Source organism: Pseudomonas sp. SDT291_1_S447 (assembly GCF_054070155.1).
In genome coordinates, this window is sequence record NZ_JBSVXS010000030.1 from 1 (window position 1) to 23,505 (window position 23,505).

At 59.3% G+C, this 23,505-nt stretch carries 14 protein-coding genes and 1 pseudogene; 4 read left to right on the plus strand and 11 right to left on the minus strand.

Features of this window, described 5'->3' with window-relative positions; all coding sequences use genetic code 11:
- Both ACW9IR_RS12585 and azu read right to left on the minus strand, forming a co-directional pair.
- Window positions 1-964: pseudogene (locus ACW9IR_RS12585) on the minus strand (hypothetical protein); the annotation flags it as partial.
- Between the two features lie 194 nt (window positions 965-1,158).
- A complete protein-coding gene (azu, locus tag ACW9IR_RS12590; RefSeq protein ID WP_095121844.1) occupies window positions 1,159-1,605 on the minus strand; it encodes an azurin in 447 nt (148 codons plus the stop codon).
- A 340-nt stretch (window positions 1,606-1,945) separates the two neighbouring features.
- Here azu and ACW9IR_RS12595 point away from each other — a divergent pair, with 340 nt between their 5' ends.
- Window positions 1,946-2,533 (plus strand): LOG family protein, encoded by a 588-nt coding sequence (locus ACW9IR_RS12595; RefSeq protein ID WP_102899438.1) that lies wholly within the window; start codon window positions 1,946-1,948, stop codon window positions 2,531-2,533.
- A gap of 68 nt (window positions 2,534-2,601) precedes the next feature.
- On the plus strand, window positions 2,602-2,790 hold the full coding sequence (locus ACW9IR_RS12600; protein WP_095121840.1) for a hypothetical protein: 189 nt from the start codon (window positions 2,602-2,604) through the stop codon (window positions 2,788-2,790).
- Window positions 2,791-2,910: 120 nt separating this feature from the next.
- On the opposite strand, the gene ACW9IR_RS12605 is transcribed toward ACW9IR_RS12600, so the two are convergent.
- The 4 genes from ACW9IR_RS12605 to ACW9IR_RS12620 form a co-directional block, all read right to left on the minus strand.
- On the minus strand, window positions 2,911-3,801 hold the full coding sequence (locus ACW9IR_RS12605; protein ID WP_095121837.1) for a transglutaminase family protein: 891 nt from the start codon (window positions 3,799-3,801) through the stop codon (window positions 2,911-2,913).
- Window positions 3,801-6,287 (minus strand): circularly permuted type 2 ATP-grasp protein, encoded by a 2,487-nt coding sequence (locus tag ACW9IR_RS12610; RefSeq protein ID WP_102899439.1) that lies wholly within the window; start codon window positions 6,285-6,287, stop codon window positions 3,801-3,803. The genes ACW9IR_RS12605 and ACW9IR_RS12610 overlap by 1 nt, the downstream gene beginning before the upstream one ends.
- 88 nt (window positions 6,288-6,375) lie before the next feature.
- Window positions 6,376-9,651 (minus strand): transglutaminase family protein, encoded by a 3,276-nt coding sequence (locus tag ACW9IR_RS12615; protein WP_457463470.1) that lies wholly within the window; start codon window positions 9,649-9,651, stop codon window positions 6,376-6,378.
- A gap of 533 nt (window positions 9,652-10,184) precedes the next feature.
- Window positions 10,185-12,497, minus strand: coding sequence for a YgiQ family radical SAM protein (locus ACW9IR_RS12620; protein WP_064388640.1), 2,313 nt, complete (start codon window positions 12,495-12,497; stop codon window positions 10,185-10,187).
- 226 nt (window positions 12,498-12,723) lie between these two features.
- On the opposite strand from ACW9IR_RS12620, the gene ACW9IR_RS12625 reads away from it, so the two are divergent.
- On the plus strand, window positions 12,724-15,336 hold the full coding sequence (locus ACW9IR_RS12625) for a hypothetical protein (RefSeq protein WP_457463473.1): 2,613 nt from the start codon (window positions 12,724-12,726) through the stop codon (window positions 15,334-15,336).
- A gap of 114 nt (window positions 15,337-15,450) precedes the next feature.
- Complete coding sequence (locus ACW9IR_RS12630) at window positions 15,451-19,809, plus strand: NEL-type E3 ubiquitin ligase domain-containing protein (RefSeq protein ID WP_457463475.1); 4,359 nt, start codon at window positions 15,451-15,453, stop codon at window positions 19,807-19,809.
- Window positions 19,810-19,853: 44 nt separating this feature from the next.
- On the opposite strand, the gene dnaB is transcribed toward ACW9IR_RS12630, so the two are convergent.
- The 5 genes from dnaB to rpsF form a co-directional block, all read right to left on the minus strand.
- On the minus strand, window positions 19,854-21,251 hold the full coding sequence (dnaB, locus tag ACW9IR_RS12635; protein WP_007915846.1) for a replicative DNA helicase: 1,398 nt from the start codon (window positions 21,249-21,251) through the stop codon (window positions 19,854-19,856).
- Between the two features lie 119 nt (window positions 21,252-21,370).
- Entirely contained in the window at window positions 21,371-21,817 is a 447-nt protein-coding gene (gene rplI / locus ACW9IR_RS12640; RefSeq protein ID WP_003186385.1) for a 50S ribosomal protein L9, read from the minus strand.
- A 19-nt stretch (window positions 21,818-21,836) separates the two neighbouring features.
- Window positions 21,837-22,730 (minus strand): hypothetical protein, encoded by an 894-nt coding sequence (locus tag ACW9IR_RS12645; RefSeq protein ID WP_016983782.1) that lies wholly within the window; start codon window positions 22,728-22,730, stop codon window positions 21,837-21,839.
- Between the two features lie 36 nt (window positions 22,731-22,766).
- Window positions 22,767-22,997 carry a 30S ribosomal protein S18 gene (gene rpsR, locus ACW9IR_RS12650; protein ID WP_002551829.1) on the minus strand — a complete coding sequence of 77 codons (231 nt, stop codon included), beginning with the start codon at window positions 22,995-22,997 and terminating at the stop codon, window positions 22,767-22,769.
- Window positions 22,998-23,025: 28 nt separating this feature from the next.
- Complete coding sequence (gene rpsF / locus ACW9IR_RS12655) at window positions 23,026-23,448, minus strand: 30S ribosomal protein S6 (protein ID WP_038360383.1); 423 nt, start codon at window positions 23,446-23,448, stop codon at window positions 23,026-23,028.
- Between the last annotated feature and the right edge of the window lie 57 nt (window positions 23,449-23,505).

Genomic DNA, 23,505 nt, shown 5'->3' on the forward strand with positions numbered 1-23,505 from the left:
CGGCGATCGTCAGTGTGGTGTCTGCGGTAGTCTCACCGTCTTCGATCTCGCCCCCTTCCGAATCCTTCAGCGAAGTAATCTTTACCTCGCCTTCGGACGCCTCGCTGACAGTCACGGTGTGGGTCTCGGATTTTTCGCCGTCTACGTCCTCGGCTTTCAGCACATAGGTTTTACCCGCCGTGAGCTCGATTTCGCCACCCCAAGTGCCATCCGCTGCCGTAAACGTTTTAATCGGAGTGGGGTTATCTCCATCCAGCAATTTGACCTCGCCGTCCTTCGCCGAGCCGGCGATCGTCAGTGTGGTGTCTGCGGTAGTCTCACCGTCTTCGATCTCGCCCCCCTCCGAATCCTTCAGCGAAGTAATCTTTACCTCGCCTTCGGACACTTCCCCGATGGTAACGGTATAGATGTCGGATTCGGTTCTATCATCCGCCTTGGCTTTCAGTGCATAGACCTGCCCCGTTACAAGCGTGAGACTGCCATCCCAACTGCGGTCTGGTTTCACCGTAAACGTCGCAATCGGCGCAGTGGCAGCACCGTTGAAGATCCTTATCTGGCCTGTCTTCGCCAAACCCTTGATCTTCAGATCCGTGTCTTCAGTCTGGCCTCCGTTTTCTACCTCTGCGCCGCTGGAGTCTTCCAGCATTTCAATAAAGGGCTTTGTTACTACCGAGATCATTACAAATGGATCGGTTTCGTCCTCCCCATGGGACAGCACATATTCATGTTTTCCTTCAGGCAGATTATCTATCAGGAAAAATCCGTCGCCTGCCACGTTTGTCTGGCCATAGTATTTCGACCCATCATCGATAAGGAGCTCAAGACGAGAGTCCGCAGGCCCGGTGACGGTGAAGTTGGCCCTTGAGGAGAAAGTCCTTCCGCCGCTGGCAATCTCCTCCCCACCTGAAAACACTTTAGTGATTTTCAGGTCGGCCAAGGTTGAGTTCTTGCGCTTGTCGTCCATGGGTGAATCCTCTTTGCAATCGTCTGGAATGAAGACCCATGTAATCCCGACTTCGAGGAGCGGTCTACTGTCAGAAATTACAGGTGACAGCGCTTTTCGGATGAAAGGTAGCTCAAATAAAATCCATGCCAGACGCAAAAACGCCGCTGGCGACCATCGCGCAGCGGCGTTTCTTGCGACACCTGAACCCAGTGTTACTTCAGGACGATTGTGCCTTTCATCATCGAGATGTGGCCCGGGAACGAGCAGAAGAAGCCGTATTTTTCAGCGGCATCCAGCTTCGACACATCGAAAGTCACCGAGTCGGTTTCCTTGGCGCCGATGATCTTGGTGTGAGCGATAACGCGCGCATCACCTTCCGGCAGGTAGTTCTTGTCGATACCGGCGGCCAGGCCAGCGGTAGCGATCGGCTGCATGTCAGCTTCTTTGCTGATCACCAGGTTATGGCCCATGACGTTCTTCGGCAGGTTGCCGGAGTGGGTCAGCTCGACGGTGAAGGTCTTGCAGCTCTTGTCGATCACGATTTCCTTGGTGTTGAAGGACATCTGATCGGTGGAGTCAACGGTGGTTTTGCACTCGGCAGCCATCAATTGGCTGCTGGCCAGCGCCAGCAGGGATACCGCAACAACTTTGGAAAACATGGTGAATCTCCAAGGCAGGGTTAACAAAAACACGAATGGTGGAAAGACTGCCTGAAATCTTCGCAAGTTCCTATGACTTGAGTCAAAAATTGTATACAACTTTCAGGCTATGACACTCATCGAGACAATCTAACGGCCAGATTCCCCGGTCGGCCCTATGATCGGCGCATCTACTGAGACGGAGTGTCTGTCATGTTCTTTAACGGTCTGTTGTGCAGTTTGCTCGCCGCCTACGCCTGTGGTGCCAGCGGCACCTTTGAATCGCCGGAACGCGAAGTTTAGCCCTTGGATCAAGGCGTGCCAGCCATTACCCTGTGTCGGATTGACCCAGGAGGAAGGCATGTCTCTGAAATCCGTTTGTGTATTTTGCGGTGCCAACGCCGGCACTGCTCCGGCGTACACCGCAGCCGCAGTCGCTCTTGGCCAGGCGTTGGCCGAACGTAAGCTGACTCTGGTCTATGGCGGCGGCGCCGTGGGTTTGATGGGCATCGTTGCCGATGCGGCACTGGCTGCCGGCGGCGAAGTGATCGGCATCATCCCGCAAAGCCTGATGGACAAGGAAATCGGCCACAAAAGCCTGACCCGTCTGGAAGTGGTCGACGGCATGCATGCGCGCAAGGCGCGGATGGCTGAGCTAAGCGACGCGTTCATTGCTCTGCCCGGTGGTCTGGGTACGCTGGAAGAGCTGTTCGAAGTCTGGACCTGGGGCCAGCTCGGCTACCACGGCAAGCCGCTGGGTCTGCTGGAAGTGAACGGTTTCTACAGCAAGCTCACTGCATTTCTCGACCATATCGTCGGCGAAGGCTTCGTTCGCGCGCCACACCGTGACATGCTGCAAGTGAGCGAATCGCCGCAAGCACTGCTCGATGCTCTGGATAACTGGAAGCCGACCGTCACGCCAAAATGGGTCGAGCAAAAACCCGGTTAACCCCCGGACACCGATACAGGGCAGAATATGCGCCGCTCAACCTCACCTTCGACCCAAGAGGATCGCCCATGGCCAAACCCAATTACTCCTTCGCCAAACGTCAACGAGACCTGGCAAAGGAACAGAAGAAAGAGGAAAAGCTTCAGCGCAAGAAACAAACCGCTGAAGAAGCAGCACTGAACCCTGAGGGTGAAGTGGCAACGGAAGATGATGTTGATGCAACCGAAACACCGAAAGATCAGGCGCCCGACGCCTGAACCCCACCGGGTTTGATGATCGAATCAGACCCTGCGGATTTGTGACGGGGCTGGCGGTTTCACTGCTGGCCCTCACAGCCCTCCCCGAAATACCCAATTCCCCCTACAGTTTGATCGGCGTTAATCCAGAGGCATTACGGTGACGCGCACTTCCGGATCATGATTGCCGCCGCCCAGAATCACCCCGCGCAACGGCGACACATCGGAAAAATCCCGCCCCCACGCCAATGTGATGTGCTCCAGCGCTGGCTGCACATTATTGGTCGGATCAAAATCCACCCAGCCCAGTACCGGGCAAAACACCGACACCCAGGCATGCGAAGCATCGGCGCCGATCAAGCGCGGCTGCCCCGGTGGTGGCTGCGTCAGCAAATAACCACTGATGTAGCGCGCTGCCAGCCCTCGCGAGCGCACGCACGCCAGCATCAAGTGCGCGAAGTCCTGACAGACCCCGCGTCGTCGCTCCAGCACTTCCACCAGCGGCGTCGCCACCTGGGTCGCCTCGGCATCGAAGGTGAATTCGCTGAAGATCTTCTGCATCAAGTCCCGCACGCCCAACAGCAACGGCCTGCCCGGCGCAAAACAACTCTGAGAGAACTCGACGAAGCGGCTTTTCAAATGCACGTACGGTGACTGGAACCGGTAGCGACAGGCTTCGAGCAACTCAGCGGACAACGGCTGGCTGCTGTAGGTGAGTGCATCGCGGGTCAATTCCCAGGCCGGTGACTGATTGAAATCCAGCGCCGGCCGCGCCAGCACCTCAACGGTGAGCCGGGCATTGACCTGCAATTCATCGTGAGGACGCTCGAAGGCCAGCCGGGTCAGCGGATTGCCAAACACGTCGAGCTCATCGCGGCGTGCTGTCGGGTCCGGGCTGATCAGCAGCTGCTGTTCAGTGCAGCGCTGCCAGGCGCATTCACGTGGCCACAAGTGCGCCAGTTGCTGGGCCAGCGACACCGGGCTGTCGTAGTGGTAACAGGTGTCGTGGAGGATCTGGTAGCGAGCATTCATCAGACGGACACCGTGCGCTGGCTAACATCATCGACATGGGCGAAATGGCGCAGGGCCAGACGATCCGACACCTGCCCGCTGGCCTCGGCAATCTCTTGCAGCAGATCCGCCAGACCATTCAGAGCGGCTCGTACACTGGACTCACCGAATAATGGATTCTCCAGACATCCCAGATCGAAGCGCGCCAGACGCTCGACCAATTGCGGCAGTCCGGCCTCCCTTGGCGCAGCGAAATCGTCGTTCAAACGTTTCAAGGTGCGGGTCACCAGTTTCAACTGGAACAACACCGCGTGCGGGTTCTGCTCATCGAGCAGCAACAGGTCGAGCACCGGAATCAATTGCGCCACCGCCAGATAACGTGAGCGATAGGTGATGCTGCTGTTGCCCAGTTCCAGCAACCACTCCAGGCCCGCCTGATCGAACGCCCCAGCGCCACGCAGAAACGCCGCCAGACTGCTGCTGAGAAATTGCAGACGCTCGATACGCCGGCCGATCATCAGAAAGCGCCAGCCTTCGTCGCGGGTCATGTCGTCCAGGGCAAACCCGGACAGCGCCGCCAGCGACATCACCAGCCGGTTGAGAAAATCCAGCAACTCGCCGAAATCCGGCTCATCGGTGTCCAGCTCCGTCGCTTCGCGTTGCAGCTCCACCAGCGCCTGCCAGTTTTCTCGAGAAAGTTTGCCACGCACTTGTGAGGCCGCCCACTGCAAACGCTGCAGGTTGGAACGCAGACTGAACGACCAGTCCTCACCCAGCAGTGCCGCCAGCAGACGCTCCGGCAGTTCACCCTCGTCCGGCAGCAGCGTCAGTCGCTCGCCGAGGTCGACAGCGGCCTGCAACGCTTGCGGGTCGTCGCCGTCGACGTAACGCGCGAGCATGATGCGCAGTAACCGCGCACTGTCATCACAGCGCTCGCAGTAACGGCCGAACCAGAACAGGTTTTCCACCACCCGTGACGGCAGGTACGGATCGCGCCGCACCAGATCATGGACCCCAACGTTGCGCTGACTCTTCCATTGCTCACCGCTGGGAGGGCGATCACCCAGTACCCAAGTGTCTTTGCTCGCCCCACCACGCTGCATCGACACCACTTCGGCATCGGCCTCGGCCGCCACCCGGGTGAGACCACCCGGAAGCACGCGATAATCGTCAGCACCGGCCACGGCGTACATGCGCATACCGATCGCCCGTGGTTGCAGTTGAGCGTTTTCCGCCTGCCAGATCGGCGCCTGGGACAGCTGAGCCAATTCTTGCGCGACATAGGCATAAGGACGCGCCTGCATGCGTTCGGCAAGCGCCTGACGCTGTTTTTCACTCAGATCACGGCCAAATACCGGCGCGAAGCTCTGCGAAGGAAACGCCGGTTTGATCAGCAGTTCGGGAAGTTTTTCCAAGGCTTGGGCCAACACTGGCGCCTCACCACACCACCACGTCGCGATCGAGGGCAAAATCAGCTCTTCACCAAACAGGTATTGGTTGATCTTCGGCAGGAAGCCCAGCAACCCCGGCGACTCCAGCACGCCGCTACCCAGCGCATTGGCGACCAGGACTCGACCTTGGCGCACCGCCTCAAGCAACCCGGGAACGCCGAGTGCCGAGTCAGTACGCAGTTCCAGCGGGTCGCAAAAATCATCATCGAGCCTGCGCATGACTGCGTGCACCCGACGCAGGCCACTGAGGGTTTTCAGGTAGACCGTGGCATCGCGCACTGTCAGATCACCGCCCTCGACCAGCGGATAACCGAGCTGGCGAGCCAGATACAGATGTTCAAAATAACTTTCGTTGAAGCGCCCCGGTGTGAGCAGCACCACCAGCGGCGCGTCATCGTCACACGGCGCCTGTCGCGCGAGGGTTTCCTGCAATGTGCGGAAGAACCCGGCCAGATGCTGCACCTTCAGATCCCGGTACAACTCGGGAAACGCGCGCGACACGATTGTGCGGTTTTCCAAGGCATAACCGGCGCCCGACGGGGCTTGGGTGCGATCGGCGGTCACCCACCAACGCCCGTCCGGCGTGCGCGCCAGATCGACGGCATACAGGTGCAGAAACGACGCTTCCGGCGGCGCGACATGCTGACACGGCCAGAGAAAATTGTTGTGACCGAAAACCAGCTCTGCCGGCAACAGGCCTTCGCTGATCAGCCGTTGCGGCCCATACAAATCAGCCAGCACAGCATTGAGCAGTCGCGCACGCTGGGCGATACCTGCCGACAGTTGCTGCCATTCATCCGCAGCAATCACATGCGGCAGCAGATCCAGCTCCCACGGCCGATCCGCGCCTTTGGGATCGGCATAGACGTTATACGTGACACCGTTTTCCTGAATCTGCCGCGCCAGCAATGCCTGCCGCTGCATCAGTTGCGCCGGGGTGCTGCGTTGCAACTGATCAAACAGCCGCCGCCAGTGCGGGCGCACCGCGCCACTGCCGTCGAGCAGTTCGTGATAAGTGCCCGCCGTAAGCGGGTAGCGGTCTAGCAGGTCAGGCATGGAAAGCTCGGCAGACAGCAAGGAACGGTCAGACTAACGCAGGCACATGACGCCCGGATATACGAAAAATCCGCGTGTCGCGTAGGCCTTAGAAACGTCGTAAATCGATTGTCATCGGTAGCTCGTCACTGATTTCTACATTCGGTATAGGAAGTTTCCCCGGCGTGTGTCCGATGCGGAAGAATCGCGCCATCCGCCGGCTCTCCGCTTCGTTGGCGTTGACCGGCAACGTCTCGTAATTGCGCCCGCCCGGATGGGCAACGTGGTACTGACAACCGCCCAGGGAACGCCCCATCCAGGTGTCGAGGAGGTCGAACACCAGCGGTGCGTGCACGGGTATTGTCGGTTGCAAACAGTTGGCGGGTTGCCACGCTCGGTAACGCACACCCGCGACGAACTCGCCCACGCGTCCGGTCGGGTGCAACGGCACCGCGATGCCGTTACACGTCAGCAGATAACGCTGCGGCGGCAAGCCTTTGAGCTTGACCTGCAGGCGCTCCAGCGATGAGTCGACGTAACGCACCGTGCCGCCTGCCGCGCCCTCCTCGCCCAGCACATGCCACGGTTCCAGCGCCTGCCGCAGTTCCAGTTCGATGCCGTTGACGGCGTAATCGCCGACCTTGGGAAAACGAAATTCCAGATGCGCGGCAAACCATTCCGCGCGCAGCGGATAACCGGCGTTGTTCAGTTCGACAATGACGTCGGCAAAATCCTGCTCGATAAAGTGCGGCAGCAGGAAACGATCGTGCAGTTCGGTGCCCCAGCGCGCCAGTTTCGGCGGCGCATAAGGTTCGCGCCAGAACCGTGCGACCAGTGCCCGCAGCAACAACTGCTGGGCCAGGCTCATGCGCGCATGGGGCGGCATTTCGAACGCACGCAATTCCAGCAAACCGAGACGCCCGGTGGCGCCATCAGGCGAATACAGTTTGTCGATGCAGAACTCGGCACGGTGCGTGTTGCCGGTGACGTCGATCAGCAAATTGCGCAGCAGTCGATCGACCAGCCACGGCGCGCATTCCTCGCCCGGTTCGGGCATCTGCGCGAAGGCAATTTCCAGTTCGTACAGCGCGTCATTGCGCGCCTCATCGACACGCGGCGCCTGAGACGTCGGGCCGATGAACAGTCCAGAGAACAGATACGACAATGACGGATGGTTATGCCAGTAACTGATCAGGCTGCGCAGCAGATCGGGGCGACGCAGGAACGGCGAATCCGCCGGTGTCGCCCCACCGAGAACGAAATGGTTGCCGCCGCCGGTGCCAGTGTGACGGCCGTCGATCATGAATTTTTCGGTGGTCAGGCGGGTCTGGCGCGCCTCTTCATACAGAAACTCGGTGCGCTCGACCAATTCGTCCCACGTGGCCGAGGGTTGCACGTTGACCTCGATCACGCCCGGATCCGGGGTGATGCGGAAATTGCTCAGACGCGGATCGCTCGGTGGCTCGTAGCCTTCCAGCAGCACCGGGCAATGCAATTCTTCGGCGGTCGCTTCGATGGCGGCCACCAATTCCAGATAATCCTCGACCCGCTCCAGCGGCGGCATGAACAGGTACAACCGCCCCTCCCGCGCCTCGGCGCAGAATGCGGTGCGGGTCAGCCAGTCAGCAGATTCGTCGATCTTCGGCACGCGTTCGTCAGCCGCTGCCGGTTCGCCTGGACTATTGAGCAGCGCAGTTTGCGGCAACTCGGGGAAATCCTGATTCGGGTCCTGTGGATGAATAAACGGATACTCCGCGGCCTTCACCCACGGCTGCGACCCCAACGGCAGGCGATAGCCCAACGGCGAATCCCCCGGCACCAGTCGGCAATGCTCGTCACGCAGGTACCAGCGCCCGCTCTGCCATTGATCACCCTTGGCCGTGCGCGCCAGCGGCAACACCTGGCCGATTACCTTGTTCAGGCCCTGACTGAAGACCTTGCGCAGGCGTGCACGCTCAAGAGGTTCCTCAAGACGTGAATCTTCGGCGCTGACATTGCTCGGCAACGTGCCCTCGCGCCAGAGGTAGTAGAAATTGTCTTCGTAGGCCGGAAACACAAAGCGCGTAGGCAATTTCAGGCGCTCGGCGACACTGGCGAGGAAGCGCCCGGCCAATTCGCCATTGGCGCCGTAATCCTGTTGCTCGTCGGCGATCAAAGCGTCGTTGTGCCAGATCGGCACGCTGTCGCGGCGCCAGTAGCAATTGAGCGACCAGCGCGGCAGTTGCTCGCCGGGATACCACTTGCCCTGACCGAAATGCACCAAGCCTTTCGGTGCGTAGTGTTTGCGCATGCGCTGGAACAGTTCGGCGGAGAGCCGGCGCTTGTCCGCGCCCAATGCGGCGGTGTTCCACTCGGCGCCATCCGGGTCATCGATGGACACGAAGGTCGGCTCGCCGCCCATGGTCAGGCGCACGTCATCCGCCAGCAGGTCGGCATCGATCTGCCGGCCGAGCGCCTGAATCGCCAGCCATTGCTCATCGGTGTAGGGCTTGGTGACGCGGGGCGCCTCCCAGATCCGCTCCACCGACATTTCGTGGCTGAACACACATTCGCACGGCTCGACCAGGCCACTGATCGGTGCCGCCGAGGACGGATCGGGACTGCAGGCCAACGGGATATGCCCTTCGCCGGCGAACAGCCCGGAAGTCGCATCGAGGCCGATCCAGCCCGCGCCCGGCAAATACACCTCGCACCAGGCGTGCAGGTCGGTGAAATCCACTTCAGTGCCGGATGGGCCGTCGAGACTTTTCACGTCGGCCGTCAGTTGAATCAGATAACCGGAGACAAATCGCGCCGCCAACCCGAGGTTACGCAGCAATTGCACCAGCAGCCACGCCGAATCCCGACAGGAGCCGGAGGCATGTTCGAGGGTGTGCTCCGGGGTTTGCACGCCCGGTTCCATGCGAATCAGGTAACCGATGTCTTCGCTCAAGCGCTGGTTGAGCGCCACGAGGAAGTCCACCGCCGGCAGCGGCGTGCGGTCGATGGCGTCCAGATAGGCTTTGAACTTCGGCGTCAGTGGCAGGGTTTCGAGGTACGGCGCCAGCTCCTTGCGCTCATCGGCGGCGTAGGCGAAAGGGATTTTCTCGGCGTAGGGTTCGAGGAAGAAATCGAATGGATTGAACACGGCCATTTCGGCGAGCAGATCAACTTCGATGCGCAGTTCATTGGTTTTCTCGGGGAACACCAGGCGCGCGAGGTAGTTGCCCTGCGGGTCTTGCTGCCAATTGATGAAATGCTGCTCGGGCGAGACTTTCAGTGCATACGACAAAATCCGCGTGCGGCTGTGGGCAGCCGGGCGCAGGCGCACGATCTGCGGGCCGAGTTCGACAGCGCGGTCGTAGCGGTAATGCGTGACGTGATGCAATGCGACATGAATCGACACGGCGTGCCTCCTGCGAGCCTAAGCGTATTCGAAAGCGCGCAAGACTTATGCCATGCAGAGGGCTTGGGCGCTTTCCCGGAATGCTTAGGGCAGTACAGCACCAAAATCGGGCGATGCGGGGAAATGGTTTGGGCTCATTGCACGTAAATGTTGCGAAGAGCCCCTCACCCTAGCCCTCTCCCAGAGGGAGAGGGGACTGACCGAGGTGAATGTTAGAGATACGCCGACTTGAAAGTCTTGAGTCGAACCCGGATTTTGAAAAGCAAGGAGATCTGTTGCGAAGAGCCCCTCACCCTAACCCTCTCCCCGAGGGAGAGGGGACTGACCGCGTTGGATGTTCGAGATACGCCGACTTGAAAGTATTGAGTCGAACTCAGGTTTGAAAGGCACAGAGATCTGCTCCCTTCCCCCTCGCCCCCCATGGGGGAGAGGGCTGGGGTGAGGGGGATGGATCTTGCGGCCTGCATAAATCCAACGGCAGAAACGCAAAACGCCAACCCGAAGGTTGGCGTTCTGTTCAGCTCAAGCGATGTTTAGCGCGGCACGACCGGCTTGCGCGTCGGCTTCGGCCCTTTGCCTTTCGCGGCGTCCTTGCGTTCCTTGGCCGCCTGCTGGTTGCGGGCGAACGCCGCCGCCTTGGCCTGTTCACGCTTGTCCCAAGGATTACCACCATCACTGGCACGCGGCGGCAAGCCGGTGTGCTGAGTGAGAATCTTGGTGGTCTTCTCTTTGCCTTCCTTCGCCACTTTATGGCTGCCGGCCGGCGTCGAGTTCTTGCGACGGGCGCTCTGGTAGCTGTCGGTAGCCGGTTGATGGGTCGGGATCAGTTGATCCTTACCCGGGCCAATCAGATCGCCACGGCCCATGCGGATCAGCGCTTCACGCAGCATCGGCCAGCCTTTCGGGTCGTGATAACGCAAGAACGCCTTGTGCAGACGACGCTGCTCTTCGCTCTTGACGATGGTCACGCCGTCGCTCTTGTAAGTGACCTTGCGCAGCGGGTTCTTGCCCGAGTGGTACATCGCGGTGGCGGTGGCCATCGGCGACGGGTAGAACGCCTGCACCTGGTCAGCGCGGAAACCGTTGCCCTTGAGCCACAGCGCGAGGTTCATCATGTCTTCGTCGGTGGTGCCCGGGTGGGCGGCGATGAAGTACGGAATCAGGTACTGCTCTTTGCCCGCTTCCTTGGTGTACTTCTCGAACATGCGCTTGAACTTGTCATAGCTGCCAATGCCCGGTTTCATCATCTGGTTGAGCGGACCTTCCTCGGTGTGTTCCGGGGCGATCTTCAGGTAACCACCGACGTGGTGGGTCACCAGCTCTTTGACGTATTCCGGCGACTCGACCGCGAGGTCATAACGCAGACCGGAGGCGATCAGGATCTTCTTCACACCCGGCAACGCACGAGCGCTGCGGTACAGCTGAATCAACGACGAATGGTCGGTGTTCAGGTTCGGGCAGATGCCCGGGAACACGCAGGAAGGCTTGCGGCACGCCGATTCGATTTCCGGTGTTTTGCAGGCGATGCGGTACATGTTCGCAGTCGGGCCGCCGAGGTCGGAAATGACGCCGGTGAAGCCTGGCACCTTGTCGCGGATCTCTTCGATTTCGCGAATGATCGACTCTTCGGAACGGTTCTGGATGATCCGGCCTTCGTGCTCGGTGATCGAGCAGAAGGTGCAGCCACCGAAGCAGCCACGCATGATGTTCACCGAGAAACGGATCATGTCGTAGGCCGGGATCTTCTCCTTGCCGTACGCCGGGTGCGGAACACGTGCGTAAGGCATGCCGAACACGTAGTCCATTTCTTCAGTGGTCATCGGAATCGGCGGCGGGTTGAACCAGACGTCGACTTCGCCATGCTTCTGCACCAGCGCACGGGCGTTGCCCGGGTTGGTTTCCAGGTGCAGCACGCGGTTGGCGTGAGCATACAGAACGGCGTCGCCACGCACCTTTTCAACCGATGGCAGGCGAATCACGGTCTTGTCGCGGGTCATGCGCGGGCTGGCCAGGATCTGCACGACCTTGGCTTCCTGCGGATCTTCGACCGGACCTTTTTCCTGCTCGATGGCGCAGGCCTGGGTGTCCTGAGTGTTCACGTACGGGTTGATGATCTTGTCGACCTTGCCCGGACGGTCGATACGCGTGGAGTCGACTTCGTACCAGTCTTTCGGCGTATCGCGACGGATGAACGCGGTGCCGCGCACGTCGGTGATGTCTTCGATCTTGTGGCCGTAGGACAGACGCTGGGCGACTTCGACAATCGCGCGCTCGGCGTTGCCGTACAGCAGAATGTCGGCGCTGGCGTCGATCAGGATCGAGTTACGCACGCGATCCTGCCAGTAGTCGTAGTGGGCGATGCGGCGCAGGGAGGCTTCGATGCCGCCAAGGACGATCGGCACGTGCTTGTAGGCCTCTTTGCAGCGCTGACTGTAAACCAGGCTCGCGCGGTCCGGACGCTTGCCGGCCATGCCGCCTGGCGTGTAGGCATCGTCGGAACGGATTTTCTTGTCCGCGGTGTAGCGGTTGATCATCGAGTCCATGTTGCCCGCCGCAACCCCGAAGAACAGGTTCGGCTCGCCGAGCTTCATGAAGTCGTCTTTGGACTGCCAGTTCGGCTGGGCAATGATCCCGACGCGGAAGCCCTGGGACTCCAGCAGCCGGCCAATGATCGCCATGCCGAACGACGGGTGATCGACGTAGGCATCACCGGTAACAATGATGATGTCGCACGAATCCCAGCCAAGCTGATCCATCTCCTCCCTGCTCATCGGCAGGAATGGCGCTGGCCCGAAACATTCGGCCCAATATTTTGGATAGTCAAATAACGGCTTGGCTGCTTGCATGTCGACGACCGGTGTTGAAGTGAAAAATCGCGGGCGCGGAATATAGCACAAATTTTGACCAATTCCGACGGCAATGGTCGGTTTCTAACGACAACCCGCTCTGCGCACTTCGAGCAGAAAATCTCCGGTGACTTTCAACCCGCCAGACAGCGGCAATGACGCTGAATGCCTTGCAATACTCGATGAACGGGTGCTGCAGCCGCCACTTTTTCAAGGATGAAGAAACATGGCAGTAAAACCGCCTCGCAATGGCACCGCCTACGTGGACGTGGACGTCCATATCCGCTCGAATCGACCGGTGGACGGCGACACAAGGACGCCAGATACGCCGGCCCGCAAAGGCCTCGATCCGTGGCTTCATGGCGAAACTCCGAAACCGCGGACCCCGCCACCCGGCGTCGAAGATCCCGATGCGATCCTGCCAGCAGCGACTGTCATGATTCGCCCGACCCCAGCCCCCGCTGAAGTTCGTCTCGTCACCGATCAGCCGCTAAAGCATTACTGGGTCAGTACCACGGCAAAACTGCCGCCTGCCGACAGCGAAGGATTCAGGGTGTACAACAAACGGCTGTACGTCGACGTCCCCGATGGCGGCATCGTTCTGGTCGCAGTGCAGCCGGACACGGGACTGTACCGGGCCCGGCTATCGAGCGAACTGCACCCCTCTGGGCCGCTGCTTTTACGCGACGTCGACAGTGGCGTCTGGCACCCACTCTATGATGTTGACGCCGGCAACGTCCCGCCCACCGACGCAAGCCTTCAGCCGTTTCGCACTGATCTGGATTTGCGCACAGCCGAGCCCGGCAGCGATGGTTTGTTTCGCCACGACGGCAAGCTCTACGTGATCATCCACAACCACGCGTATCAGGTGATGCAAGATCTCGATGCGTCGAGCCCGGCGTACAAGGTGTGGCGTATCGTTAACCCCAGGGATCCGGTGGCCACCGACAGCGCGAACATCTACCGCGCCAGTCGCAGCGGCGAAACCCGGGCGATCACTCGCAACGAGGCAAACGTCTGGGTTTCTGTACTTACGGGGCTGAGGGGTGGCATGCCCCGCAATGACTCGACGCAGGCCAAAATGGCCCTCCTGATGCAACGCTATGAACCCTTCCAGAATGCCCACACCGCCCTGATCGAATCATCCACGCAGTACGACACCCTCTGGAGCCGGGCCCGACAACAGGCGGATGGCCCTGCCAGGACCGCGGCCCTGGTCGCCGTTGAGGTGCATTTGCTCAAGCACATCAGAAAGCAAACGGCCTTTGTTCAGTCGCTCGTCGACAACAAGGACTGGATGACCATCCTCAAGGCAGGCGGGCTATTCAAGGAAGAACTGCATACTTTCCGGATAGAACGCGTCGAATACCTCAACAGGCTCATGGCCGTCATGGACCTCAGAACCAGGCCTGAGGTGACAGACATGAGTGCCGACAATTGCAGGAAAATCATCACTCACCTGAACAAGAAACTAAAGATTCTCGACGAGCGCCAGGTGGTGATGGAACAGATCAGAAAAGCGTCTCCCGGAGCGGCCGCGCAACTGACTGAACTTGGCCGGCAGGTACCCGCAGCGGATCGCATCAACTTCAACAAACTGGCTCTTTATGTGCACCTGTTTGCCGGCACTCCCGACCAGCCGCCAGACACGACCATGCCCTCGCTATCAGCCCTCGACTTGATTACCGGGGATCTGGGCAATGTTCCAGAGCGCGAGCATCCCATGGCGCTGCTGCTGGCTATTGATCAGTTGAAAGGAGACCGTAGCCGCTTTGAAATGCTGCTGAGCTCGCAAAGCCCGAGGAGCCAATACCTTGAGGAGATCATTGCTCTGATCGATCCGATCGAAAAGAAAATCGAAGGCAAACTGACTGAAATTCTTGACGTTTCGATGCGCCGATCCGATCTGCCGAGCCTCGATCAGGACATTGATTTCGACTTCATTCCGACGCAACCGGTCTACGCCGATACAAGCCGTCCCGCCCCCGCCAAGAAGATGTTCCGAACCCGTCAGCACGGCACTTACAGGGTACTGGTCGGGGAGACTGAAACCGCCCCGGACGGGAGCATCATCATCAAGGTTCCCGACCCGTTGCGGCCAGACTCACCGCCCAGGCGCTACGAAAAAAGACAAGACGAATGGCTGCCGGTGCTCCCGCCGATTGTCCGCGTACCACGCTCGCAACTGGTCGCCGAGGCAATCCGGTTACTGGCCAGCCATGAGCATCACATGCTCGATGCGAGCGCCCAAGAAGCCAGAAAAACCAACCCGACAGAGATCATCGAAAGTCTGGGCAAGGAAAGCGATTTGCTCAACGAGCAGGCCAGACGGCTGGAGGACCACGCAAGCGAGGGCGAAGATAGAGGGATCATCGATTTGGCCGCACGCCTGCGAACCGCAGCCGACTCATTGACCAGCCGAGGGCAAGAGATTCTGGTGCGGATGTACAAGAACAAAGACGTGCTGGACATCATGCGCCTGAATTATCTGCTGGATCGCGCCGAGCTCAATGTGAGCAAGACCGTTGATCGCAAGGCGTTGGGCAAAGGCAAGGACAAGTCATTCCTCGACGTTTACGCCATCTCTGATCGCGCTGACGGCGGACCGTTGTGGCAAGCCCACTTCCACTATGACAAGCAGGACAGCCACCCGCTGAACTTCACTATCAAGGGCAGCCACCTGAAAACCCTGGAACAGAGCAAACGCGGGATCGAGTCGCAACGCCGCGATGAACTGGCCGGTCTGGTGCATGTGCCGATCTGGCGAGAGAGGTTCGATGGCAAAACAGCGCACAAAATATTCACATTGGCAGACAACGCTGCGGCGCTTGCCGAGTAAAGGACCACGCCCGAGCGCCGCGCTTGCGACCCTGTGACAACCACCAGGCAATGACGCCGAACGCTGTCGGCGCCCGTTCGCGGGCCCTGATAGCAAACCTGCAAGGAAGAAAAAATGTCACCACGACTGCCTCTCAAAGGCACCGTTGAAAGCCCCGTACGACCGACCCGGCAAGGATCGGAAACAGCAAGGCCCGAGACACCACCGCATGTCGATTTCGGCCCATCGAGCTCACGAGGAACGCTGAACCGTGAGGGGCTCGGCAGACCCGCGAGCGACGCCAGCCTCGATAGCATCGCGCCAATACCGGCGGTAACGATCAGTGAGTCAGCGCCACCAATAGCCGCGATCACGCGTGAGCAATGGCCACTGGAACATTACTGGATTGCCACCCCCGCTGACCTGCAAGGTCCAAACGCTGAGGGTTTCCGGGTGCACAGGGGGCGACGTTACGTCGATGTCCCCAACGGCGGCACGGTGCTTGTCGGAGTCGACACGCAGACCCGACAGTATCGAGCCCGCTTATCAACCGATCTGGAAGCGCTCGGCCCGGTGCTGCTGCGTGACACCGAAAGCGGGCTCTGGCACCCACAGGAACGCCCCCAACCAGCCCCGTCTACGTCGGCCACGCCAAGCAATCGTGGATTGCCCCGGCCCGGTGGCGGGCACGTACGCCCTGCTCATCGACAATTGGCAGACCGGGTTGCCGCCATCATCAATCGGCTGCGCAGTCCACACGCTCGCGCAAAGAGGCTGTTCCGCGCCATGAGTGAGGAACAGATTGGCGCTTACATCCGCTCGCTGGGCAGCGACATCGAAGGCGGGTTGAGTCGACGCGAAACCGAATACAAAACGCTCAAGCATCAACTGACGCTCTGGAGCAAAGAATCATCTTCGACGCCAGCAATAGCAAAAGACTGGGCAGAACACGTCACCCACGAAATAAAACGCTGCTTTCGCCGAGAGACCGGGACGTCATTGAAGCTTGAGCCTGGCAGCGGCCCACTGCCGGCATTGCAGGCTGATTTCAGCCATGTCCGGGAACTGGCTCTGGACTCCATCACCTGGACGCCCGCAGCCGACACTTTTCTCAGCGGATTCTCGCGCCTGGAGCAATTGACGGTCACCCGCGCCACGCTGGATAAACTGCCGGCAGCCGTCGCGCAGATGGGCGACCTGAGAACATTGGATTTGAGTGCCAACCGGATCCGGCTGGACACACCAAGCGCCGCTGCACTCACGTCTCTCAGCAATCTTGAAACCATCAACCTGTCGAACAATCCGCTGAGCGTGACGCCCGACTTCAGCGCGCTCACCGGGTTGAAAGTGTTGAACCTGAACAATTCGCAACTGGATCAGTGGCCAACAGGTTTGCGCCACCAGACCGGTCTGCAAATCGTCGATTTGCGCAATAACCAATTGCAGGAAGTGCCCCAGACGCTGCTCGATCCCCCCGCCGCGCAGCTCGAGGCCACCGTCAGACTTAACGGCGTCACCCTTATTGAGGGCAACGCCTTTGCTCCCGGCTATTGGAAAACCCTGGAACTGTATTGGCGCCGCCTCGCTGCGGATCATCCTGCATTGTCTGGCGCTGCTCATCCACAGGGTCTCAGGCTGGTCGAAAATATTCCCCAGCTGACCGCGGTGCAGCGGATGTACCCGGGCAAGGATGTGCAAGCGGCGAAGGATTACGTTCTGCAATTGGGAGATCAGGAACTGACTCGCCGCCTGCAGGATTTCGACCTGCTTGAAACGCAGCTGGAAGATTATGTCGCCGGCCATCAATACCAAGGCTCCATCGACGCCGCCACAGCAAGACGATGGGCACCGCAACGTGTCGCCAGAATCATCAAGGCCTGCTGGCTACGGGAGTCGGGGGAAATGCTCAGACTTCCGCCCGGCAGTGGGCCACTGCCCGCCCTGACGGCGGATTTCAGTCATGTCCGGATGCTCGATCTGCAAGAAATGAACTGGTCGGATAGCGGCGACACCTTCCTGGCCAACTTTACCAATCTGGAAAGCCTGTCCATCAACCGTTCCAATCTTCAAAAGCTGCCAGCCAGCGTGAACGATATGAACAAGCTGACCCGACTGGATCTGAGCGCCAACAACCTTGAGCTGGATGCGCAAAGTGCTGCTGCACTGAGCACCCTGAGCCGGCTGCAGATCGTCAATCTTTCGCAGAACCCGCTGAAAACGTCCCCCGACTTCAGCGCCATGTCCGAGCTGACAAGCCTTGACTTGAACAGTACGGGAATCGATCAGTGGCCGACCGGCCTGCTGGGCAAAACTGCTTTGGCGGGCCTTGATTTGCGCAATAACCACTTGACGCAAGTGCCGCAGGCAAACATCAACCCCGCTCCCGAGCAGTTGGCCTCGATCGCTCGTATCAACGGCGCTACGTTACTGGAGGGCAATGATTTTCCATCGGGTTACTGGAGAAAGTTCGACGGCTACTGGCGACGTGTGCACGTTGCGCACCCGCAACTGTTGGATGCTGCGCATCCCGCTGCTTTCGATAGCGACAACTCTCGAGCGCAGCGATATCGCCGTCTCTATCCGAACAAAAGCATCAAGGTGTGCAGAGAGTATCTGTGGAACCTTGACCAAGGCACTGCCGGTACAAGGCTGGCCAGCCTCGAACGAGAATTCACCACACTGAAAACCCATCTGGACGCGTGGGTTTTTTCGGGAGGTGGCAACCGTCAGGGTTATCTTCGCGCGAATCAGGTGTTGATCAACGCCGAGACTCGCAACGATCGCACCACGGCAAGCCAGCGGATCATCAGTTGCTGGCGACGTGAAACTCCGCAAAAACTGGCCAATGACAGGACCCCCATCGGACTTGAGCTGGACCTGCGCGGTCTGAGGCTGCAAAGCCTGCCGGATATCGACGCAGACTTCAGTCACGTCGGCTCGCTCAACCTGAGCAATATGGGCCTGAGCACATCGCCGGAAGGCTTTCTGACCCGTTTTCGCCACGTACGCTGGCTGGATCTTTCACGCAATCAACTGCGCGAATTGCCGCCCGCCGCTGGAGAAATGAACGGTCTGACCCGACTGTTTCTGCAGAACAACCAGATCGTCCTGACGGACGACACCGCCCGCGCTTTGTCAGAACGCACAACACTGCGAGCATTGTGGCTGCATGACAATCCACAATTGGCCATCGCCCCGGATTTCAGCCGGATAATCGACATGCGCTCAATCAATCTGGCCAACACAGGCATCGACACCTTTCCTGCCGGCATTGCCGATCAACCCCTATTGGATACCGTTAACCTGAGCAACAACCGGATCGAGGAAATCCCCGATTCCGTCATTGCCCCGCCGGACGAGCGACTTGCACACACGGCTCGCGTCAACAACGTGACCAACATCACCGACAATCCACTGTCGGCAGAGACACGTACCCGGCTGAACCATTACAACGACCGACTGATTGAGGCAGAGATGCCGCTGACCGGCCGGAACAACCTGCTCGACACGGCGGACGGCCACGCCCCTATTGGGCGCCGGGTCACCACCGACAACCCAATGGCTCGCTGGACAGTCGGGATGCCAACCGATCTGCTGTCAACCCGAAGAGCCCAATGGCGAACACTGCGTAACCAGCAAGGCTCCGATGGGCTGTTCAATACCCTTGCCCGTCTGCTGCATGTTCCCGCCGGCCATAACGACCTTCAACAACGGGTCTGGAAACTGATCGACAGCATTACCGAAAACAACCCGCAATCCGAACGCCTGCGCAGCGAACTGTTCGAACGGTCAGGCGAGGCAGCCTGCTGCGATCGGGCAGCCTTCACGTTCGCCAATCTGGAAACCCGGATGATGATGCATAACGCTCGCAGCCTGGCTCGGGATCAGGCACAAGGCCCGCAACTTGCCGCACTGTCCAAGGCCTTGTTTCGCTTGCATGAGGTCGACAAAATCGCATCGGCGGACATTGCGCAACGAGAGGCGAGCATCCTCGAATCCAGGCAGGGCCAGGAGGCTCAGGCGCTTGCAGCCCCGCATGTCTCAGAAGAAGTCGAAATCAGGCTTTTTTATCGCCACGGTCTGAAAGACCGTTTGCAACTGCCGGGGCAGCCCGAGCGAATGGGTTTCGGGCATCTGGTCAATGTGTCAAAAGCACAGATGGATGCCGCATACGAAAAAATCATCGCACTGGATAACTCGCCCGAAGAATTTCAGGCTCTGTTATCGAGAGAGTTCTGGCAGGAGTTTGTCATCCACAAATACCAATCGCAGTTCGAAGCTCAGCGTCAGCCGTTTCAGGACCGCCAGGCGACACTCGATGAGTCTTACGCTGCCAACGAACTATCGTTTGCCGAATACGACGCGCAATCCAGAGCGCTGCAAGCGCCGCTTGCGATCGAGGAAGCCGCCTTGATCGAAACGCTGACCCGGCTGGAACTGGCCGGGCATGCGACCCGCGACAACGTCGAAGAACCCGCGGGCGAAAGCACGTAACACAGCGCAAGAGCGGGTGTTGGCCGAATGACTTCGGCCAACACTCATTCGTCGTCGTCGAAGTTGTAGCTGCCGGGCGCAAGGTTTTCGAAACGGGTGTATTTGCCGATGAACGCCAGGCGGATAAAACCGATCGGGCCGTTACGCTGCTTGCCGATGATGATTTCGGCGATGCCCTTGTGTTCGGTTTCCGGGTGATACACCTCGTCGCGGTACACGAACATGATCACGTCGGCGTCCTGCTCGATCGCTCCGGATTCCCGCAAGTCGGAGTTCACCGGACGCTTGTTGGGACGCTGTTCGAGGGAACGGTTGAGCTGCGACAGGGCGACTACCGGGCAGTTGAACTCCTTGGCCAGCGCTTTCAGGGATCGCGAGATCTCGGAAATCTCGTTGGTCCGGTTATCGCCGCTGGAACCGGGGATCTGCATCAGTTGCAGGTAGTCGATCATGATCAGGCCGACGTCGCCGTGTTCACGCACCAGGCGCCGGGTCCGCGCACGCATTTCCGACGGGCTGATACCGGCGGTGTCATCGATGAACAGCTTGCGGTCGTTGAGCAGGTTGACCGCAGAAGTCAGGCGCGGCCAGTCATCGTCTTCCAGTTGACCGGAACGCACTTTGGTCTGATCGATGCGCCCCAGCGAGGAGAGCATACGCATGATCAGCGATTCGCCTGGCATCTCGAGGGAGTACACCAGAACCGCCTTCTCGCTGCGCAACACGGCGTTTTCCACCAGGTTCATCGCGAAGGTGGTTTTACCCATCGACGGACGGCCGGCGACGATGATCAAGTCGGACGGCTGCAGGCCGCTGGTCTTCTCGTCGAGGTCGGTGTAGCCGGTGGACAAGCCAGTGATGGCGTTGTCAGTGTTGAACAAGGTGTCGATGCGGTCGATGGCCTTGGTCAGCAAGTCGTTCACACCCACCGGGCCACCGGTTTTTGGCCTGGCCTCGGCAATCTGGAAGATCTGCCGTTCGGCTTCGTCGAGGATCTCGGCGGCGGTGCGGCCTTCCGGATTGAAGGCGCTGTCGGCGATTTCGGTGCTGATGCCGATCAACTGACGCAAGGTCGCTCGTTCGCGAACGATCTGCGCATACGCCTTGATGTTGGCGACGGACGGCGTGTTTTTCGCCAGTTCGCCAAGGTAACCGAGACCACCGACTTGCGAGGTCTGACCTTCCTTGTCCAGTTGTTCGGACAGGGTCACGACGTCGATCGGCATGTTCTGATCGGCCAGCTTGGCGATCGCCCGGAAAATCAGACGGTGGTCATGTCGATAGAAATCGCCGTCGGAGACTTGATCGAGCACGCGTTCCCAGGCGTTGTTGTCCAGCATCAGACCACCGAGTACAGCCTGTTCGGCTTCGATGGAATGCGGCGGCACCTTCAGGGCAGCGGTTTGCAGATCGTATTGCTCGGGAGCGGAGATATCGTTCATGGCCACTTGTATTGTTTGGAAAAACAGGGAATTCAGAAAGACAAAGGGCACGACCTGTAAACAGGATCGTGCCCGATGTTAACCGTCTGACGGACAAGCCGCCAGCCGATCGGCGTTGCTTAAGCTGCTACCACAACAACGCGTACGGTGGCTTCAACTTCGGCGTGCAGGTGCACAGCCACGTCGAATTCACCCACGTTGCGGATGGTGCCGTTCGGCAGACGAACTTCGCTTTTCGCAACTTCAACGCCGGAGGCGGTCAGAGCGTCAGCGATGTCGTGAGTACCGATCGAACCGAACAGCTTGCCTTCGTCGCCAGCGGTGGCAGTGATGGTCACTTCCAGCTCGGCCAGTTGGGCAGCACGGCTTTCAGCCGATGCTTTACGGTCTGCGGCAGCTTTTTCCAGCTCAGCACGACGCTCTTCGAACGCAGCCAGGTTGGCAGCGGTCGCAGCGGTAGCTTTGCCGAAAGGCAGCAGGTAGTTACGGCCGTAACCGGCCTTAACGTTTACTTTGTCGCCCAGGTTGCCCAGGTTGGCGATTTTTTCCAGAAGGATCAGTTGCATGTGGAAATCCTCTTAACTTTTAACCTTCACCGTTCGCGTTATCGGTGTCTTTCGACACGTGACGACCGCGAAAATCAATCAGGCTGTCGACAATGGCCAGGACCACGAGCAACGGATAGATCAGCTGCATGAACAGCAGCAGCGTGACGTACAACCCCACCAGCCAGAAACCGGCCAGTCGCTTCTGCCCGACCAGCCCGTGAATCAGGGCAAGTCCGGCGAACACCAGCGGTACACTGCACAACGGCGTCAACATGGCCATCTGTGCACCGAGATTCGGGCCCAGAAGCATCAACGCCAGCAGTAACATCGCCGGCCCCAGCGGGATCCGGATGGCGCGAAACTCGCGACCAAAACCACCCGGGTTGTACAACAACGCCTGCCAATGCCGCCCGACAATCAGGCTCAGCACGCTGACGATTTGCAACAACGCCGCAATCAGTCCGGTCAGGACTGGTGCGATCAGGGACGCGAAACGCGCTTGCTCATCAACCGACAATTGCTTGTAGGTCTCACCGAGAAGCGCCGGCATGACCTTTATCAAGGCCTGCGCGAGCATCTCGATCTGGGCCGCAAACGCTGCCCCGAGCACCACTGAAAACACCACTCCAATCACTACGCTGACCAGCAGCGTGCGAACCCAGGACTCACTTGCGCGCAAAACCAACGCAAGTCCCGAAGACCCCAGCAGCACCAGAAGTGCCCGTGGGTCATCGGCATACAGCCACCAGATCAATGCCGGCAGCAGCCCCAGAGACAGAACACCCAGGGCGTCCGTCAGTCCGCGCCGCAGCAGCACAAGGCTCCCGGCGGCAGCGCCCAACCAATACAACAACGGCAATGTTGCACATCCGGCCACCACGAGAGTGGCCTGCATACGGCCTCGCATGATGAACTCAGCTAAGGCACGCATGCATTCAATCCTTTGCTACTTGTCGACTGCCCGGTCTCAGCGGCCGTGGCTGTCGGTGTAGGCCAGCAGGGCCAGGAAGCGGGCGCGCTTGATAGCGGTGGCCAGCTGACGCTGATAACGAGCTTTGGTACCGGTGATGCGGCTTGGAACGATTTTGCCGGTCTCGGATACGTAGGCTTTCAGAGTGTTGAGATCTTTGTAATCGATCTCTTTCACGTCTTCAGCGGTGAAGCGGCAGAATTTACGACGACGGAAGAAACGTGCCATTTGATAGGCTCCTTAAAAGGTCCGTGGATTACTCGTCAGCGTTATCGCTGTTGTCGCTGTCATCACTATCAGCGCTATCAGCGCCTTCGTGCTCAGGACGGTCGCGACGCTCACGGCGCTCACTGCGGTTTTCTTCAGCCTTGAGCATCTCGGACTGGCCAGTAACGGCTTCGTCGCGACGGATGACCAGGTTACGGATCACTGCATCGTTGTAGCGGAAGTTGTCTTCCAGCTCGGCCAGGGCCTTGCCAGTGCACTCAACGTTCAGCATCACGTAGTGAGCCTTGTGAACATTGTTGATTGCGTAGGCCAGTTGACGACGGCCCCAATCTTCCAGACGGTGGATTTTGCCGCCGTCTTCTTCGATCAGCTTGGTGTAACGCTCAACCATGCCGCCGACTTGCTCGCTTTGATCCGGGTGGACCAAAAAGATGATTTCGTAATGACGCATGAATGCTCCTTACGGGTTGTAGCCTGCCGCTCAAAAACGGTCAGACAAGGAGTGAAT

Coding starts and splice junctions, on each gene's coding strand:
- rplI (WP_003186385.1), bottom strand. CDS start 21,817: ATGCAACTGATCCTTCTGGAAAAAATCGCCAACCTGGGCAACCTGGGC.
- ACW9IR_RS12620 (WP_064388640.1), bottom strand. CDS start 12,497: ATGCAAGCAGCCAAGCCGTTATTTGACTATCCAAAATATTGGGCCGAA.
- azu (WP_095121844.1), bottom strand. CDS start 1,605: ATGTTTTCCAAAGTTGTTGCGGTATCCCTGCTGGCGCTGGCCAGCAGC.
- ACW9IR_RS12630 (WP_457463475.1), top strand. CDS start 15,451: ATGTCACCACGACTGCCTCTCAAAGGCACCGTTGAAAGCCCCGTACGA.
- ACW9IR_RS12595 (WP_102899438.1), top strand. CDS start 1,946: ATGTCTCTGAAATCCGTTTGTGTATTTTGCGGTGCCAACGCCGGCACT.
- rpsF (WP_038360383.1), bottom strand. CDS start 23,448: ATGCGTCATTACGAAATCATCTTTTTGGTCCACCCGGATCAAAGCGAG.
- ACW9IR_RS12600 (WP_095121840.1), top strand. CDS start 2,602: ATGGCCAAACCCAATTACTCCTTCGCCAAACGTCAACGAGACCTGGCA.
- dnaB (WP_007915846.1), bottom strand. CDS start 21,251: ATGAACGATATCTCCGCTCCCGAGCAATACGATCTGCAAACCGCTGCC.
- ACW9IR_RS12645 (WP_016983782.1), bottom strand. CDS start 22,730: ATGCGTGCCTTAGCTGAGTTCATCATGCGAGGCCGTATGCAGGCCACT.
- ACW9IR_RS12610 (WP_102899439.1), bottom strand. CDS start 6,287: ATGCCTGACCTGCTAGACCGCTACCCGCTTACGGCGGGCACTTATCAC.
- ACW9IR_RS12625 (WP_457463473.1), top strand. CDS start 12,724: ATGGCAGTAAAACCGCCTCGCAATGGCACCGCCTACGTGGACGTGGAC.
- rpsR (WP_002551829.1), bottom strand. CDS start 22,997: ATGGCACGTTTCTTCCGTCGTCGTAAATTCTGCCGCTTCACCGCTGAA.
- ACW9IR_RS12605 (WP_095121837.1), bottom strand. CDS start 3,801: ATGAATGCTCGCTACCAGATCCTCCACGACACCTGTTACCACTACGAC.